The organism is Enterococcus sp. LJL99, from assembly GCF_054871725.1.
In genome coordinates this window covers 1-17,606 of sequence record NZ_JBTXLT010000016.1, presented here as the reverse complement: position 1 = coordinate 17,606, position 17,606 = coordinate 1, and the positions used below count along the sequence as shown (strand labels likewise).

Genomic DNA, 17,606 nt, shown 5'->3' with positions numbered 1-17,606 from the left:
GTATCGGCAATATAAATAATTTGAGTTGAGATTTTTTTTGTTTTTTGCCAATTGATGATATAATGATAAAAGAGGTGAATAATATGAACTATTTATCTGTTAGTGAGATAGCTAAAAAATGGCGTTTATCTGAACGAACAGTTCGAAATTATGCGAAAAATCAACGGATAATTGGTGCAAGGTTTAATGGTCGCAATTGGGAGATACCTGAAGAGGCTAGTAAACCTAAACGGTTGAATAAAAAACAAGAAAAGCCAAGAAGCTTATTGGATATTTTAAAAGAAGAAAAGAAAACAAGTCAAAAAGGAAGTATTTACCATAAAGTTCAAATCGAATTGACCTACAATTCAAATCATATTGAAGGAAGTAAACTGACACATGATCAAACCAGATATATTTATGAAACCAATACAATTGGTATTGGCAAAAAAAATGTGAATGTAGATGATATTGTCGAAACGGCTAATCATTTTAGAGCGATTGATTTGATTATCGAACAAGCGAATAATCAGATCAGTGAATCGTTTGTTAAAGACCTTCATGAAGTATTAAAAAATGGAACCAGTGATTCGAGAAAAGAATGGTTTGCAGTTGGCAAATATAAGAAACTTCCTAACGAAGTTGCAGGAAAAGAAACAACATTACCAGAAAATGTTGGAACGGAAATGAAGAAGCTTTTAACAGAATATAACACAATTAAAGAAAAAAGCATGGAAGAAATAATTAATTTTCATCATACCTTTGAAAGCATTCATCCATTTCAGGATGGAAATGGTCGGGTAGGTAGATTAATCATGTTTAAAGAGTGTTTAAGAAATAATGTAACCCCCTTTATAATCGACGAAGAGTTAAAACTTTTTTATTATCGTGGATTAATAGAATGGGAAACTGAAAAAGGCTATTTAGTTGATACTTGTTTAGCTGCTCAAGATACATTTAAGAAATATTTAGATTATTTTAGAATTTTATATACTGATTAATTGAAGCTTGCGGGTACTTTTTGAGCTAATCACAATCTTCTTTACAAAATGATTTTGTGGTAAAATCAAGAAAGAGAAGAGTCGTATTTTGATAAAGGAGCATACATATGAACGAAATAAAATGTCCCCATTGTGGGAAAGAATTTACGATAGATGAAGCTAGTTATGCAGATATATTGAATCAAGTTCGGACCAAAGAGTTTAATAAAGAAATTCATGAAAAATTAGAACAAATCAAAGAACAACATAAAAGTGAACTTGTTTTGGCTGAAGAGAAAGCTAATAATACTTTGGATAAAAAAGTTGCTGAAAAAGAAAAGGAATTAGCAAGTCTTAAGGCTGAAATTAATGCTCAAGAGCAAGAAAAAGAGATTGCTGTTTCTATTATGGAAAAAAATATGAGAGAGATAATTTCTGAGCAAGAAAAAAAAGTAACTGAATTACAAACAAAAACCGAAGCACTAGAAAAAGAAAAAGAACTTGAAATCAAGCAAGCATTGTCTGAAAAAGAAAAAGAAGTTATTAATTTAAATTCAAAAATACAAACGTTGGAAAACGAGAAGCAATTGGAGCTGATCCAAGCAAGTTCAGAGAAAGAAAAAGAAATTACTGAATTAAAAGCCAAAATTCAATTGCAAGAAAAAGAAACAGAGCTTGAAAAAAATTCGATTAAAGAAAAATATACAATCGAAATCAAGCAAAAAGATGAGACGATTGCTTTTTATAAAGATTTTAAAGCAAAACAATCAACGAAAATGGTTGGTGAAAGTCTTGAGCAACATTGCGAAATAGAATTTAATCGATTACGAATGACTGCATTTAAAAACGCCGAATTCGGGAAAGATAATGATGCTAAGACAGGCAGTAAAGGGGACTATATTTATCGTGAGTATGATGAAAGTGGTCTAGAAATCATTTCTATCATGTTTGAAATGAAAAATGAAGGCGATGAAACAGCGACAAAAAAGAAGAATGAACATTTCTTTAAAGAATTAGATAAAGATCGAAATGAAAAAAAATGTGAGTACGCTATTCTAGTAACGATGTTGGAAGCAGACAATGAATTATATAATAACGGAATTGTAGATGTTTCTTATGAATATGATAAGATGTACGTGATTCGTCCGCAATTTTTTATTCCAATTATTACACTACTACGAAATGCAGCGTTAAATTCTTTGCAATACAAACAAGAAGTAGCCTTGATGCGGGAACAAAATATTGATATCACTAATTTTGAAGAAGATTTAGCTGTATTTAAAACAGGTTTTGCTAAAAATTATGACCTAGCTAGCCGAAAATTTCAAACAGCGATTGATGAAATTGATAAAACCATTACTCATTTACAAAAAACTAAAGAAGCCTTATTATCTTCTGAAAATAATTTACGGTTGGCTAACAATAAAGCCGAGGATTTAACCGTAAAAAAACTAGTCAGAAAAAATCCAACAATGAAAGCTAAATTTGATCAATTATCTGAAGAGTAATGGTTAAGAAAAACATTTCTTTGAAATTTATAAATAAGGTAGTGTATCTTACTACGAGATAATTTAATAAGAATTTTAACGATTTCTAATAAAAAAATGAATATAATATTAAAAAATAATTGTTATTTATAACTTTTATTTTTTTTTATCAAAAAAAAGCAATATTACTATAAATGTTGAATACGGATTATAGAAAAATCGTGCTATTCTATAACTATAGGTCAAATATGAAAGGAATCGTTTTTTTATGGAAAAATCTGAAGTCGAGGTAGGGAAACGATACGTATGTCATGAGTCGAATTTTTCATGGTTTTTTATAGGAGAAGCACTTTCTAAAAAGGAAAAAAATGTTCTTGTAAAAGTACTAAAATGTCATCCAGATGATCGCTCTACCATAAAAATGGATGATTCAATTCTTACGGTTAATTATTTAAATATAATAGAAAATGTATAAAAAATCAGTTTTTTATATTTATTTTGAAAATTGTTGATAAAATAAATAGAGATAGTGTTGTGATAACTCTATTTATTTTATTGACATTTTTTTGTTTTAATTGATAGAATTTCTTTTGATAGTAAAAGCTTCCATTGATACGCCCGGGATGTTATAATTTATAGAGTATAAAAATCAATTATAAATTCAAGTAAGAAGAAGTTGAGACAATGTGTTTAACTCTGAGAACTAAATAGATGTGAGAGATTACCAGGTTATTACACAGTTGCAATGATAAAATGAACACATAAAATATTTTTTTGAGGAGTATTAATGATGACAGATAATTTACAATTAGTGATAATAACAGGAATGAGCGGTGCAGGGAAGACTGTAGCGATTCAAAGTTTTGAAGATATGGGCTATTTCTGTGTTGATAATATGCCCCCTAGCTTGATTCCTAAATTTTGGGAATTGATTAAGGAATCTGGAAAAGTTACAAAAATTGCGTTAGTGATTGATTTAAGATCTCGTAGTTTTTTCCGAGAAATCCAAGATATGTTGGTAGAAATTGAAAATACTAGTTTTATTGATACAACAATCATGTTTTTAGATGCAACTGATGAAGAATTAGTTTCGCGCTATAAAGAAACCAGACGTGCTCATCCTTTAGCAATGGATGGTTTGGTTACAGAGGGAATTAGGAAAGAAAGAGCAATCCTTGAAGAGATAAAGGGGGATGCTCAAGTAGTTATTGATACGACCACTTTATCCCCAAGACAATTGCGAGAACGAATCAACGAGGAGTTTAAATGTAGAGATACACATGAATTCCGAATTGAAATGGTTTCGTTTGGGTTTAAATATGGCCTGCCAATTGATGCCGATATAGTTATGGATGTCCGTTTTTTACCAAATCCTCACTATATTCCTGATTTACGTCCACTGACTGGACAAGATCAACCCGTTTATGATTATGTGATGAGTTTTCCTGAAACGGAAGAATTCTATAGCAAATTTACTGATTTACTGAAAAATGTTTTGCCTGGCTATGAAAAAGAAGGAAAATCAAGCGTTACGATTGCCATTGGTTGTACAGGTGGGCAACATCGCTCGGTTGCATTAACTGAACGAATCGGTAAAGAATTAAGTAAAAATTATCATGTAAATACGACGCATCGTGATAAGGGGAAACGTAAAGAGACGGTGAATCGCTCATGAAGATGAAAACGTATCGGATTAGAAAACCTAAAATCGTTGTTGTTGGCGGTGGAACGGGATTGCCAGTAATTTTAAAAAGTTTAAGAAATCAAAGTGCAGATATTACAGCTGTCGTAACAGTTGCAGATGATGGCGGGAGTAGTGGGGAAATCCGCGCGTCCATGAACACGACTCCGCCGGGAGATTTGAGAAATGTTTTGGTTGCACTTTCAGATATGCCAAAGCTTTATTCAGATATTTTTCAATATCGCTTTAAAAAAGAAGATAAATATTTTGCAAATCACGCAATTGGAAATTTGATTATTGCAGCTGTTTCAGAAATGAGAGGAAGCACCTATGAAGCGATTCAATTGTTGTCTAAGATGCTACACGTTGAAGGACATATTTATCCTTCGTCAGAACGTCCATTAACGCTACATGCGATATTCAAAGATGGAACAGAAGCAGTTGGAGAATCAAATATTGCTGTGGATCGAAAAACAATCGATCATGTTTTTGTTTGTAATACCAATGATGATGAACAACCCAAGGCTGCTAGAAAAGTGGTAAAAGCCATTGAAGAAGCGGATATGATTGTTTTAGGTCCTGGTAGTTTATTTACAAGTATTTTACCCAATTTAGTGATCGATGAGATTGGTCAAGCAATTGCTGATGCTAAAGGAGAAGTAGTCTATATTTGTAATATCATGACCCAAAAAGGAGAAACAGAACATTTTACTGATGCGGATCATATTAAAGTTTTACATCAACACTTGAATAATAATTTCATTGATACGGTTCTTGTTAATACAGAAAGAGTGCCAGAAGGATACATGGATCCAGAAATTTATGATGAATACTTGGTTCAGGTAGAACATGATTTTCAAGGATTAAGAGATGAAGGCTGTCGTGTTATTTCGACTGATTTTTTGAAGTTGATTGACGGCGGCGTTTTTCACGACGGAGATAAGGTTGTAGATGAGCTATTTACAATCGTTTTTGATACAAAGTATTAATATTTAAGTTAGAAAGGAGTCAATAGCAATGTCCTTTGCATCAGATGTAAAAAAAGAATTGACGACGCTTGAAGTCCATCGTGAACACGCGCGAGCAGAATTAGCTGCGCTTATTCGAATGAATGGCTCATTGAGCATTGTCAATCAACAGTTTGTTTTAAACGTTCAAACTGAAAATGCGGCAATTGCTAGAAGACTGTATTCTCTTTTAAAAGATCATTACGAAGTACGTTCTGAGTTACTGGTCCGCAAGAAAATGAAGCTGAAAAAAAATAATGTTTATATCGTTCGTTTAAAAGAGGGGACGAAAAAAGTTCTTTCTGATTTAGATATTATGGATCTTTCTGTTTTTAATAGCGGAGTATCGGATGAAATCATGGGTAATGCACAAAAGATGCGTTCCTATTTAAGAGGAGCTTTTATGGCATCAGGATCTGTAAATAATCCAGAAACTAGTCGTTATCATTTAGAAATTTTTTCTATTTATGAGGAACATAATAATGATATTTGCGAAATGTTGAATTACTATGATTTGAATGCACGCACATTAGAACGACGTAACGGATATATTTCGTATTTAAAAGGAGCAGAGAAGATTGCGGATTTTTTAACATTGATTGGAGCAACAAATTCGATGTTGAAATTTGAAGATGTACGAATTGTTCGGGATATGCGTAACTCAGTCAATCGCTTAGTGAATTGCGAGACAGCGAACCTGAATAAAACAATTGATGCGGCTTCAAAGCAAATTGAAAATATTCGCTTTATTGATGAACGTGTTGGTTTAGGTGCGTTACCAGAGAAACTAAAAGAAATTGCTGAATTACGTTTAGAATATCCTGAAATCAGTTTAAAAGAACTAGGTGAAATCATTCCTTCAGGAGCAATTTCAAAATCAGGAATCAATCATCGAATCCGCAAAATTAATGAATTTGCGGAGAAACTAAGAGAGAATAGTCAGTCGTCTTGTTAAAAATACTAAGATAAATCATTATTGATAGAAACGACTTTTTTCAACAAAGTAAAAAAGTTTAGGAGAGAAGTATTCAACTCTAAAAAATAAGCGACAACTCACGAAATTTGCTTTCCAAATTTTGGGTGAGTTGTCGCTTATTATCGTAGGAGTTGCTTTTACGTTCATTTTTTTACATAGCAAGAAAGTTAGTTGCCGTTTAAATAGCTAATTAATTCTTCTTTAGAAATAGATTCATCAAAAATATGCTCACCAATTACAACGGTTGGTACAAATTTGATGTTTGCTTCGTTAGCTTCATTAATAATTGAAGCTACAAGTTTTGTTTGCATGTTTTCAACTAATGATAATTTCGTTTCTGCAAAAGTAGCAACTTCTTCTAAAGATAAATCACCCCAAAGGTCTTGGGTTTTGTACATTTCTTCAATAGCAGCTAAGGCATTTTCAGGATGATTGTAATCTATGTGATGATGCATGACATTTCCACGTTGTAAGCTCTCTTTTTCTTTGTCCAAAAGTTTGATAATTCGCTGAACTTTTCCGTCTGCAACTGCTTGATCTAGCGTTTCTTTAGATTCTTCAAACCATTTTTTGCAGTACGGGCAACGAACATTCATAAACTCAATAATTTTAACTGGTGCAGAATCAGAACCGATAATCAAGCCATTTTCTGTTGTGACTTTTGTTCCATCAATAACTGAGATATCCATCTTATTCATCCTCTCCATTTGAGTAGCTATTTAAGTAAAGATTACGCTAATTAGTTTAATGAACTACTATTTTCCATGACTTCATCAATTAAGCCATATTCTTTTGCTTCTTGTGCTGTCATGAAATTATCGCGATCAGTGTCACGTTCAATCACTTCGATTGGTTGACCTGTGCGTTCTGCTAAAATTCTATTTAGGCGTTCTCGAGTATCCAAAATATGTTTTGCAGCAATTTCGATTTCAGTCGCTTGCCCTTGCGCGCCACCAAGTGGTTGGTGAATCATGATTTCAGCATTTGGTAAAGCAAAACGTTTGCCTTTTTGACCAGCTGTTAACAAGAAACTTCCCATTGAAGCAGCCATTCCTAAAACGATTGTTTGAACATCTGCTTTAACAAAATTCATTGTATCGAAGATCGCTAATCCAGCTGAAACACTCCCACCAGGTGAATTAATATACAAATAAATATCTTTCTCAGAATCTTGAGCATCTAAGAAAAGAAGTTGAGCAATTACAGAGTTTGCTACATTGTCGTCGATAGGTCCGCTTAACATAATAATTCTATCCTTTAATAAACGTGAGTAAATGTCATAAGCTCTTTCGCCACGAGATGATTGTTCAATAACTGTTGGTATTAAGTTCATAAATTTATTCCTCCTATAAAAAAACTCTTCAAGTTATTTTATCATAAAGCATTGCTTCATGCTTAAAAAAAGTATACTTTAATGGTCAAAAAAGGTCAACTTTCGTGCTTTAGCTAAATGAATCAAGTAAATTGTATGTATTTAGAACTATTTTAGCTAAAATCTAAAATTATTGTAAATATCAGAAATTAATTCGATTTTTCATAGTAATTCCATAAATAATACGAAAAAAATAATAAAAATGCTTCGTTTTTTTACCCAAATCAAAGAGTATGTTATACTGAATTTAATAATGAAATAGAAGGGGAACAGATATGATTGTTTTTTTAGTTGGAATTATAGGTGTTATTATCGGGGCGGGAATCGTGTCAATCAGCGTGTCTTATCATGCTAGATATTATGAAAAAAAAGCCGTTCGATTTCGAGAATTAGAAAATTATGTAAAAGAAATAGAAACGTTGAATCTCTTGAATAAAAAAATTAATGAGATTCTACAAAAAAGAGAAATCTATCTAGACAAATCAGTGAACTTTATGTCAGTTGATGATTGTTATATCAGTATTGACGATTTTATTTATCTAGAATCTTTTTCAGCACAAAATAACTTTTATTTGCCAACATACTTAGTAGAAGAATTTTTCAAAAAAATATCACATAGAAAAGTTATTTTGACTCCAGATGAAGTGACGGTTATTGGCGGAAGTACTTATAAAGGGGGGCGCGTCATTTTAGAAAGCTTCTCTGAAGAATTAATGGATATAATAGAAGATAAGAAAAGACAAATGAAGCGATTAACAAATAAACCGATTTATTATTACAAACGAGAAGACTATTAAAATCTATAAGAAAATAAAACATAATTTAAAAGTCAGCTGTAAATCACAAAAAAGTATTAAAAACACAGGCAAACAATGTTCATTTGTGTTTTGTCTGTTTTGTGAATTTACAGCTTATTTTGACAATATAAATAAATTTAAGAGCAGGATAAAAGGCAACATAAACCTACGTATTATAACTAGAAAAGTTTTTTTAGAGTAATCTGTTTATTGTTTTTAGAATTTTCTGAATTTTTTAATCGAATATTATTGACATTCTCATTTTAAAAGTTTATAGTAAGGAAAAGCTATTATTTATCACATTCAATTTTAATTTTGATAGACACTTAGGCAGAGGAGACCATCACTTATGAGAACGACAGAAGAACACAGTTTAGTCATTATTTTATTGTGCAGGACTTAGAACACTGAGAAATTTCGCAGATGTTTGAGTCCTATTTGTCTTCTGGAGATGGGATTCTTACTAAAGCATCCCGCTCTATTGGTGGGATGCTTTTTTTGATATTAAAATTAAGATAGATGAATGAACAAAGAGAGAGTGTGGAGGATTAGTAGTCCCTTTTTCTTAAATAAAAGAATTGGAGTGAGTGAACATGCGTAGTGATCAAATTAAAAAAGGAATCGAAGCAGCACCGGCCAGAAGCTTATTGTATGCAACAGGACAAGTCAAAAATGCTCGAGATATGGAAAAGCCATTTATAGCGATTTGTAATTCTTATATAGATATCGTTCCTGGTCACGTACATTTACGCGAATTAGCAGATGTTGCGAAAGAAGCAATCAGAGAAGCTGGCGGTATTCCATTTGAATTTAACACGATTGGTGTCGATGATGGAATTGCAATGGGACATATTGGTATGCGCTATTCACTACCTAGTAGAGAAATTATTGCAGATGCAGCTGAAACGGTAATTAATGCTCATTGGTTTGACGGAGTGTTCTATATTCCAAACTGTGACAAAATAACACCAGGAATGTTAATGGCTAGTGTACGGACAAATGTACCAGCAATTTTTTGCTCTGGCGGACCTATGAAAGCGGGTGTCGATCCACGAGGTCATACAACGACGTTATCTTCAATGTTTGAAGCAGTTGGTGCTTTTAAAGAAGGTCAAATGACTGAAGAAGAATTTAACTTTATGGAGAAAAATGCTTGTCCAACTTGTGGCTCATGTGCGGGAATGTTTACTGCAAACTCAATGAATTGCTTAATGGAAGTTTTAGGAATGGCATTACCAGGAAATGGAACTATTTTGGCAGTTTCAGATGAAAGAAGAGAATTAGTTAGGAAATCGGCTTTCCATTTGATGGACTTAGTTAAAAAGCAAATAAAACCAAGAGATATTATTACAAGAGAAGCAATCGATGATGCTTTTGCATTAGATATGGCAATGGGTGGTTCGACTAATACAGTATTACACACGTTGGCAATCGCTAATGAAGCTGAAATCGATTATAACTTAGAAGAAGTAAATGAGATTGCTAAGAGAGTTCCGTACCTATCTAAAATCGCACCATCTTCACAGTATTCCATGCATGATGTACATGAAGCAGGTGGTGTACCAGCAATCATGAAAGAATTAGTGGATTTAGGAAATGCGATTCATCCAGATCGAATTACGGTTACTGGAAAAACGATTAGAGAAAATGTGGCAGATGCTTCTATTAAAAATGAAGAAGTGATTCATCCTAAAGAAAATCCTTATAGCCCAGTTGGCGGATTGTCTATTCTTTATGGTAACATCGCGCCTGAAGGTAGTGTAATTAAAGTGGGTGGAGTAGATCCTTCAATTCAAAAATTTGTCGGTAAAGCGATTTGTTTTAGCTCTCATGATGAAGCAGTAGAAGCTATTGATAATCATACGGTTAAAAAAGGTCACGTTGTGGTTATTCGTTATGAAGGACCGAAAGGTGGTCCAGGGATGCCAGAAATGTTAGCACCAACTTCAAGTATTGTAGGTAGAGGTCTTGGTAAAGACGTAGCCTTAATCACAGATGGTCGCTTTTCAGGTGCTACTCGCGGTATCGCAGTTGGGCATATTTCTCCAGAAGCTGCTGCTGGCGGACCAATCGCATTGGTACAAGATGGCGATGAAATTGAAATTGATTTGGTTGAACGTCGTTTAGAATTACATGTTTCAGAAGAAGAATTAGCGAAAAGAAATGATCAGTTGCCTAAATTTAAAGCAAAAGTAAAAACTGGTTATTTAGCTAGATATACAGCACTGGTTACTTCAGCGCATACAGGAGGAATCATGCAGATTCCTGAAGATTTGTTAGACTAAGGAGGGATTCGTTTATGGGTGAAAAAAAAGGACAGTCTAGAAGTGGTTCAGACATTCTAATTGACACGTTGTTGGAGCAAGATGTCGAAATGGTTTTTGGTTATCCAGGTGGTTCAGTTTTACCACTTTATGATGCATTATATGATAAAAGAATTCCTCATATTTTAACTCGACATGAGCAAGGGGCAGTTCATGCGGCAGAAGGCTATGCTAAAGCAACCGGTAAACCAGGGGTTGTGATTGTTACTAGTGGACCTGGTGCGACAAATGTAATTACAGGAATAGCAGATGCAATGAGTGATTCTGTTCCAATGGTTGTTTTCACTGGACAAGTAATTACACCAGGAATTGGAAAAGATGCTTTTCAAGAGGCGGATGTAATTGGTCTAACTATGCCGATTACTAAAAATAACTATCAAGTTAGAGATACAAAAGATTTGGCTCGAATCATCAGAGAAGCGTTTCATATTGCCACAACAGGTAGAAAAGGCCCTGTTGTTATTGATTTACCAAAAGATATTTCAATTGGCGAAGCCATTGTTGAAGAAAATGTTCCTGTTAATTTGCCAAGTTATCAGCCGACAATCAAACCAAACAATTTACAAGTTAAAAAATTGATGGAAGCGTTGGAAGACGCTAAAAAGCCACTTGTGTTAGTTGGCGCAGGAGTTGTTCATGCTAATGCTAGTAAAGAAATTGTTGAATTTATTGAAAAGCACCAATTACCAACGGTTAGTTCACTATTAGGATTAGGTGCAGTGCCTGTATCGAATGAATTATTTTTAGGAATGGGTGGTATGCACGGATCATTTGCTGCGAATATGGCGCTCACTGATTGCGATTTCTTGATTAATATTGGCTCTCGTTTTGATGATCGTTTGGCAAGTGCGCCAAAAGAATTTGCACCGAATGCAACGGTGGCTCATGTAGATATTGATCCAGCAGAAATCGGTAAAACAATTGAAACGAAGATACCAATTGTTGCTGATGCAAAAGAAACGCTGAAAGAATTGCTTAAGATTGAGATTGAACCAAAAGATCGAGAATCTTGGAATAAACTAAATCAACTTAGAAAAGAACGTCATCCATATAAATATGATAAGGAACAAACTGAGGAAATTAAACCTCAAAAAGTAGTTGAATTTATCGGTGAACTGACTGATGGGGAAGCAATTATTACTACTGATGTTGGACAGCATCAAATGTGGGCGGCACAATTTTATCCATTTAAAAATGAAAAACAATTGGTGACAAGTGGTGGCTTAGGAACCATGGGATATGGTGTTCCAGCTGCAATTGGAGCAAAACTTGGAGATCCGGATCGAGAAGTAGTTCTTTTTGTTGGTGATGGTGGCTTTCAAATGTCTAATCAGGAACTAGCAATTTTAAATGAGTACAATATCCCGATTAAAGTAGTGATTTTAAATAATCAATCTTTAGGAATGGTTCGTCAATGGCAAGAAAGTTTCTTTAATGGTCGTTGTTCAGAATCTATTTTCTCTAGTCAACCAGACTTTGTTAAAATGGCGGAAGCCTACCATATCAAAGGCATTCGGATTGATGATCCCAAAACACTTGAAGCAGATCTTACGGAAGCTTTTAAAGAAAAAGGCCCACTTCTGATCGAAGTAATGGTGTCTCAAACAGAACATGTACTACCAATGATACCTGCTGGTAAAGCAAACGATCAAATGATAGGGGTGGACTGATATGAAACGAATTATTACCGCAGTTGTTAATAACAATTCAGGCGTTTTGAATCGCTTCAGTGGTGTTTTAACTAGGAGACAAGTAAATATTGAAAGTATTTCGGTAGGTCCTACTGAAAAAAATCATGTTTCAAGAATTACGATTGTGATTCAAGTTGAACATTTAAAAGATAGCGAACAAGTGATTAAACAATTAAACAAACAAATCGATGTAATTAAAGTTTCTGACATTACTGATGAACCGCATTTGGAAAGAGAACTAGCATTGGTAAAAGTCAATGCACCAGCAGCTACTCGATCGGAGCTACTTTCTATTATCGATCCTTTCCGAGCGAATATCATCGATGTTGGAACAAAATCGATTGTTATACAAGTCACCGGAACAAGTGAAAAAATAAGTGCCTTTGTGGATATTGTAACGCCATATGGCATTAAAGAACTTGCTCGTACAGGTGTTACCGGTTTTACTCGAAGCAACAGTTAATAACGGTCTTAAAGCATTACGCTTATAAGCATAAAAAAATTGGAGGTCAATGAACATGGCAAAAGTATACTATAATGATTCAGTTGAAAAAAACTTATTAGAAGGGAAAACAATCGCGATTATCGGTTACGGTTCTCAAGGTCACGCGCATGCACAAAATTTACGTGATAATGGAAATCAAGTAATCATTGGAATTCGTGAAGGAAAATCAGCAGAAGCAGCTCGTAATGATGGTTTTGACGTTTTTTCTGTAGCTGAAGCTGCTAAAAAAGGTGATATCGTTATGATTTTAGCACCTGATGAAATCCAAGGTGATTTATATAAAAATGAAATCGAAGCAAACTTAGAAGCAGGAAATGCTTTAGCATTCGGTCATGGTTTTAATGTTCATTTTGATGTCATCAATCCACCAAAAGACGTTGACGTTTTCTTAGCTGCTCCTAAAGGACCTGGTCATTTAGTACGTCGTACATTTACAGAAGGATTTGCAGTTCCAGCATTATTTGCAGTTTACCAAGATGCAACTGGCCAAGCAAATGAATTAGCTTTATCTTATACAAAAGGTATCGGTGCAACACGTGTTGGTGTACTTGAAACAACATTTAAAGAAGAAACTGAAACAGATTTATTTGGTGAACAAGCTGTGTTATGTGGTGGTTTGACTAGCTTGATTGAAGCAGGTTTTGAAACATTAACAGAAGCTGGTTACCAACCTGAGATTGCTTACTTTGAAGTTTGTCATGAATTAAAGTTGATTATCGATTTGATTTATGAAGGTGGATTCGAGAAAATGCGTAATTCAATTTCAAATACTGCAGAATATGGTGACTATGTTTCAGGTCCTCGTGTAATTACTGAAGAAACAAAAGCGAATATGAAAGAAGTACTTGCTGATATCCAAAATGGTAAATTTGCAGAAGGCTTCGTTGAAGATAACAAAAATGGCTTTAAAGAATTCTACAAAATGCGTGAAGAAAATGCTGGACATCCAATCGAAAAAGTTGGGGCTGAATTACGTAAAATGATGCCATTTGTTTCACAAAAAGACTAATCGTTGTCAGAAAGTTTGATGACTGAGTTATCAAAATAAAATAGAAGAAGAATGCTTGGAGCAAAAGTAGGTTTAGGCTTATTTTAAGAACTAAAGGCTTTTGTTCCAAATTCTTCGAACAAAGTGTGAAAAAAGCTAACTTTTATTGTAGGTCTTTTTTAATTTATTTTAGTTTCAATAATAAATCTAGTTTTAGTGTGCATACATAAAAATTGAGAGGTGGGGAGAATTTGTCAGCGTTAACCAAAGAAAAAATTTTAGAAGCATATGAAGTATTGAAGCCGGCTGTAACCAAAACATCGTTACAGTATGATTTGTATTTATCGCAAAAATACCGATGCAATGTTTATTTAAAAAGAGAAGATTTGCAAAAGGTTCGTTCATTCAAATTGAGAGGGGCGTATTATGCGATTAAGCAAACCGCTCCAGAACTATTAAAAAATGGTGTTGTGTGTGCTAGTGCAGGAAATCATGCACAAGGTGTTGCCTATACCTGTAATGAAATCGGTGTGCCGGCAACAATTTTTATGCCAACGACAACCCCACAGCAAAAAATTTCTCAGGTTCTCTTTTTTGGAGGAAAAAAAGTGAATGTCCAATTAGTTGGGGATACATTTGATGCTTCAGCCTCAGCAGCTAGAGAGTATGCTGAAAAAAACAAGCAGGCGTTTATTGATCCATTTGACTCCGTTGATATTATGGCAGGTCAAGGAACAGTTGCCGTAGAAATTTTTCAAGAAGCCAATGCTGAAGGAGTTCAAGTAGATTATCTGTTATCGGCAATTGGTGGTGGTGGTTTAATCGGTGGCATTTCGACTTATACAAAAAGTGTTAGTCCAACGACTTCAGTTATTGGAGTTGAACCTTTGGGCGCTCAATCAATGAGAGCAGCTTTTACAAATGGTGAGCCGATTATGCTTGATAGTATTGAAAAATTTGTTGACGGTGCTGCTGTAAAAAAAGTAGGCAAGTTGCCTTATGAGCAAGCAACGAAAAACGTAGATGAGTTGATTGCAGTAGATGAAGGTCAGGTTTGCTCAACTATTTTGGAGTTGTACACAAAACAGGCCATTGTTGTTGAGCCAGCAGGAGCGTTAAGTGTGGCTGCGCTTGAACAAATGAAAGATGAAATTAAAGGAAAAACAGTTGTTTGCATTATCAGTGGGGGAAACAATGATATTAATCGGATGGAAGAAATCGAAGAACGTTCTTTGATTTTTGAAGGCTTAAAACACTATTTTGTCATCAATTTTCCTCAAAGACCAGGTGCTTTGCGAGAATTTGTTACTGATATTTTAGGACCAAATGATGATATTACTCGTTTTGAATATACTAAGAAGGTAAATAGGGGAACCGGACCAGTTATTTTAGGCATTTTATTGAAAGAGCAAGATGATTTAGCGAATCTTTTAACCAAAATGAGAGAATTTGATCCTAATTATATTGATTTAAGTGAAAATCCATCATTATATGCATTGTTAGTTTAAAAAAGTGTTGTTATTTAATAGATTAAAAGCATTTGTCAATCTTCGAGAAGATTGACAAATGTTTTTTTTATTCAAAATGAAACAATTTTGTAAAATTTGTTAAAAAACTTCAAAAGTACATAGACAATTCTTGCCATTTCTCCCAAAAGCACGTATATTTAATTTACTGCCTAAAAACAGAAAAAATTTTATTAAGACAATAATGAATTTTCATTTAAAAATAGATTATTAGAAAAGTTGGAATATAGATGACACAAAAAGCAGAATTAAGAAAAAGTCGCTACATTACAGGTTTTGATGGGATAAGAACCTTAGCTGTAGTGGGAGTTATTCTCTACCATTTGTTCCCAAAAGCAATGACTGGTGGGTATTTGGGCGTACCAGTTTTTTTCACCGTTTCCGGTTATTTGATTACAGATTTAATGAGGCAAGAATGGGTGCAAACTCATGAAGTTGATGTTAAGAGTTTTTACATAAGAAGAATGAAGCGATTGTATCCAGGACTTATCACAATGTTAATATTATCTTCAGCTTACATTACTCTTTTTCAACAAGATTTATTAAATAATCTGCGTAGTGTAGTTGCTAGTAGCTTGTTATATTATAATAACTGGTGGCAAATCTTTAAAGGATTTTCCTACTTCGATCGATTCACAACTCAATCACCTTTCACACATATTTGGTCACTGGCTGTAGAAGTGCAAAACTATTTAATTTGGCCGTTTGTTTTTATTTTATTAGAAAAATATGTAAAAAAAACGGAGAAGATGTTTGGTATTGTTATGGGAGCTGCGGTTGTTTCTGGCTTATTAATGGCGATTTTATATAATCCAGGTTCAGATCCTACAAGAGTTTATTACGGTACAGATACACGAATATTTTCGATTTTTATTGGTAGTGCGTTAGCTTTTATATGGCCAAGTACACGATTGAAAGTTGAAATTCCTGAAAAAGCTAAGTGGTTATTAAATGGAGCGGGAATTACCTCACTTGTTGTATTGATTATTTCTTTTATGTTTCTATCGGATCATTATACGTTTGTTTATTATGGCGGAATGTTTATCCTTAGTATATTTTCTGCCCTTTTAGTTGCAGTCACTGCCCATCCAGGAGCGGATATGAATAAGTGGCTGACGAATCCAGTGTTTACTTGGATTGGAAAACGCAGTTATGGAATTTATTTATATCAATTTCCAGTAATGATTTTTTATGAAGCTAAAATTAAAAATCTAAGTGATCATGTTTTACTGCATTCGTTGATTGAAGTCGCTCTTATTTTAGGAATCAGTGAACTATCGTATCGTTTTATTGAAAAACCATTAGGAAAATTTTATTATAAATATTCTTGGTTTGCGATTAAAGACTTTTTCAAACGTCCATTTCTAAATGCGAGTAAAGTCACAGCAATGATTGCTGTATTATTTACATGTATTGCAGCGTACGGGCTAGTAATCGCTCCTTCGAATGAAGTGACAGCTGATCAAAAACAATTGCAAGAATCAATTGCCGCTAACAAAAAGAAAGCTGAAGAACGAAAAAACGAAGAAAAAGCTAAGAATGAAGGAACCGCAACATCTAGTTCTTCTACAGAACAAACTGTAACAGAGACGGATTATAGTTTATCAGAAGCTGAGCTGAAAAAGGCACAAACAATGGAAATTACAGCATTTGGAGATTCAGTTGTTTTAGATGCAGCAGCAGGTTTACAGGAAATATTCCCTAAAATGATTGTTGACGGGGAAGTTGGTAGACAACTTTATACTAGCGCTCCAGTAATTCAAAAATTAGACAATGATAAATTATTGAAAGATACTGTTTTAGTGGGGCTAGGAACAAATGGTTCTTTTACGGAAGCTCAATTTAATGAGTTTATGAATGCGATTGGATCAAATCGTAAAGTTTATTGGATCAATGTTCGTGTACCTACACGTAGATGGCAAAACGATGTGAATGCTATGCTTGATGAGATGGAAAAAAAATATAGTAATTTAACAGTTATAGATTGGTATGATTATAGTAATGATCATGAAGAGTGGTTTTATGAAGATCGTGTTCATCCAAATGTAGATGGTCAAGTAGAATACTCTGGATTTATTGCAAAAAAATTGTTAGAAGAACCTGAAAAATCAAACTAATTTTTTAGTAAGTAATTTGTAAATGAAAAGCTATGAACTAAGATTTTTCGGCTCTTTGTCAAATAGGACTGATAAGCAAGATTAATTAAAAATCAGAATGGAGGAGTGACTCTTTCATTCTGATTTTTTTGTTATGTTACCTTAATTAAACCGTTGATCAGAAAAATTCGTATTTT

At 33.8% G+C, this 17,606-nt stretch carries 15 protein-coding genes; 13 read left to right on the top strand and 2 right to left on the bottom strand.

What is annotated here, in order from left to right:
- The first annotated feature begins 83 nt into the window (after positions 1–83).
- The 6 genes from ACYSNW_RS16640 to whiA all read left to right on the top strand — a co-directional run bounded on the left by ACYSNW_RS16640 (position 84) and on the right by whiA (position 6,089).
- Positions 84–980, top strand: coding sequence for a Fic family protein (locus ACYSNW_RS16640; protein WP_461746410.1), 897 nt, complete (start codon positions 84–86; stop codon positions 978–980).
- A 107-nt stretch (positions 981–1,087) separates the two neighbouring features.
- Positions 1,088–2,467, top strand: coding sequence for a DUF2130 domain-containing protein (locus ACYSNW_RS16635; RefSeq protein ID WP_461746408.1), 1,380 nt, complete (start codon positions 1,088–1,090; stop codon positions 2,465–2,467).
- A gap of 247 nt (positions 2,468–2,714) precedes the next feature.
- Positions 2,715–2,921, top strand: coding sequence for a hypothetical protein (locus ACYSNW_RS16630; RefSeq protein WP_461746406.1), 207 nt, complete (start codon positions 2,715–2,717; stop codon positions 2,919–2,921).
- Between the two features lie 315 nt (positions 2,922–3,236).
- Positions 3,237–4,121, top strand: coding sequence for an RNase adapter RapZ (gene rapZ / locus ACYSNW_RS16625; protein WP_461746404.1), 885 nt, complete (start codon positions 3,237–3,239; stop codon positions 4,119–4,121).
- Positions 4,118–5,116 (top strand): gluconeogenesis factor YvcK family protein, encoded by a 999-nt coding sequence (locus ACYSNW_RS16620; protein ID WP_461746402.1) that lies wholly within the window; start codon positions 4,118–4,120, stop codon positions 5,114–5,116. Before rapZ ends, ACYSNW_RS16620 begins: the two co-directional genes overlap by 4 nt.
- Positions 5,117–5,144: 28 nt before the next feature.
- Complete coding sequence (gene whiA / locus ACYSNW_RS16615; protein ID WP_461746400.1) at positions 5,145–6,089, top strand: DNA-binding protein WhiA; 945 nt, start codon at positions 5,145–5,147, stop codon at positions 6,087–6,089.
- Positions 6,090–6,277: 188 nt separating this feature from the next.
- Here the strand turns inward: whiA and ACYSNW_RS16610 are convergent, their stop codons facing one another.
- Together ACYSNW_RS16610 and clpP are read right to left on the bottom strand one after the other, a co-directional pair.
- Positions 6,278–6,799 carry a DsbA family protein gene (locus tag ACYSNW_RS16610; RefSeq protein ID WP_461746398.1) on the bottom strand — a complete coding sequence of 174 codons (522 nt, stop codon included), beginning with the start codon at positions 6,797–6,799 and terminating at the stop codon, positions 6,278–6,280.
- A 50-nt stretch (positions 6,800–6,849) separates the two neighbouring features.
- A complete protein-coding gene (clpP, locus tag ACYSNW_RS16605; protein ID WP_461746396.1) occupies positions 6,850–7,443 on the bottom strand; it encodes an ATP-dependent Clp endopeptidase proteolytic subunit ClpP in 594 nt (197 codons plus the stop codon).
- 314 nt (positions 7,444–7,757) lie between these two features.
- On the opposite strand from clpP, the gene ACYSNW_RS16600 reads away from it, so the two are divergent.
- The 7 genes from ACYSNW_RS16600 (at position 7,758) to ACYSNW_RS16570 (ending at position 17,430) form a co-directional block, all read left to right on the top strand.
- On the top strand, positions 7,758–8,279 hold the full coding sequence (locus ACYSNW_RS16600; protein WP_461746394.1) for a hypothetical protein: 522 nt from the start codon (positions 7,758–7,760) through the stop codon (positions 8,277–8,279).
- A 593-nt stretch (positions 8,280–8,872) separates the two neighbouring features.
- Entirely contained in the window at positions 8,873–10,564 is a 1,692-nt protein-coding gene (gene ilvD / locus ACYSNW_RS16595; RefSeq protein ID WP_461746392.1) for a dihydroxy-acid dehydratase, read from the top strand.
- A 14-nt stretch (positions 10,565–10,578) separates the two neighbouring features.
- A complete protein-coding gene (ilvB, locus tag ACYSNW_RS16590) occupies positions 10,579–12,273 on the top strand; it encodes a biosynthetic-type acetolactate synthase large subunit (protein WP_461746390.1) in 1,695 nt (564 codons plus the stop codon).
- 1 nt (position 12,274) lies between these two features.
- Positions 12,275–12,757 (top strand): acetolactate synthase small subunit, encoded by a 483-nt coding sequence (gene ilvN / locus ACYSNW_RS16585; RefSeq protein WP_461746388.1) that lies wholly within the window; start codon positions 12,275–12,277, stop codon positions 12,755–12,757.
- A gap of 55 nt (positions 12,758–12,812) precedes the next feature.
- Positions 12,813–13,808: a ketol-acid reductoisomerase gene (gene ilvC, locus ACYSNW_RS16580; RefSeq protein ID WP_461746386.1), complete on the top strand. Its 996-nt coding sequence runs from the start codon at positions 12,813–12,815 to the stop codon at positions 13,806–13,808.
- Between the two features lie 230 nt (positions 13,809–14,038).
- Complete coding sequence (gene ilvA, locus ACYSNW_RS16575) at positions 14,039–15,295, top strand: threonine ammonia-lyase IlvA (RefSeq protein WP_461746384.1); 1,257 nt, start codon at positions 14,039–14,041, stop codon at positions 15,293–15,295.
- A 248-nt stretch (positions 15,296–15,543) separates the two neighbouring features.
- On the top strand, positions 15,544–17,430 hold the full coding sequence (locus ACYSNW_RS16570; RefSeq protein ID WP_461746382.1) for an acyltransferase family protein: 1,887 nt from the start codon (positions 15,544–15,546) through the stop codon (positions 17,428–17,430).
- Positions 17,431–17,606 lie beyond the last annotated feature (176 nt).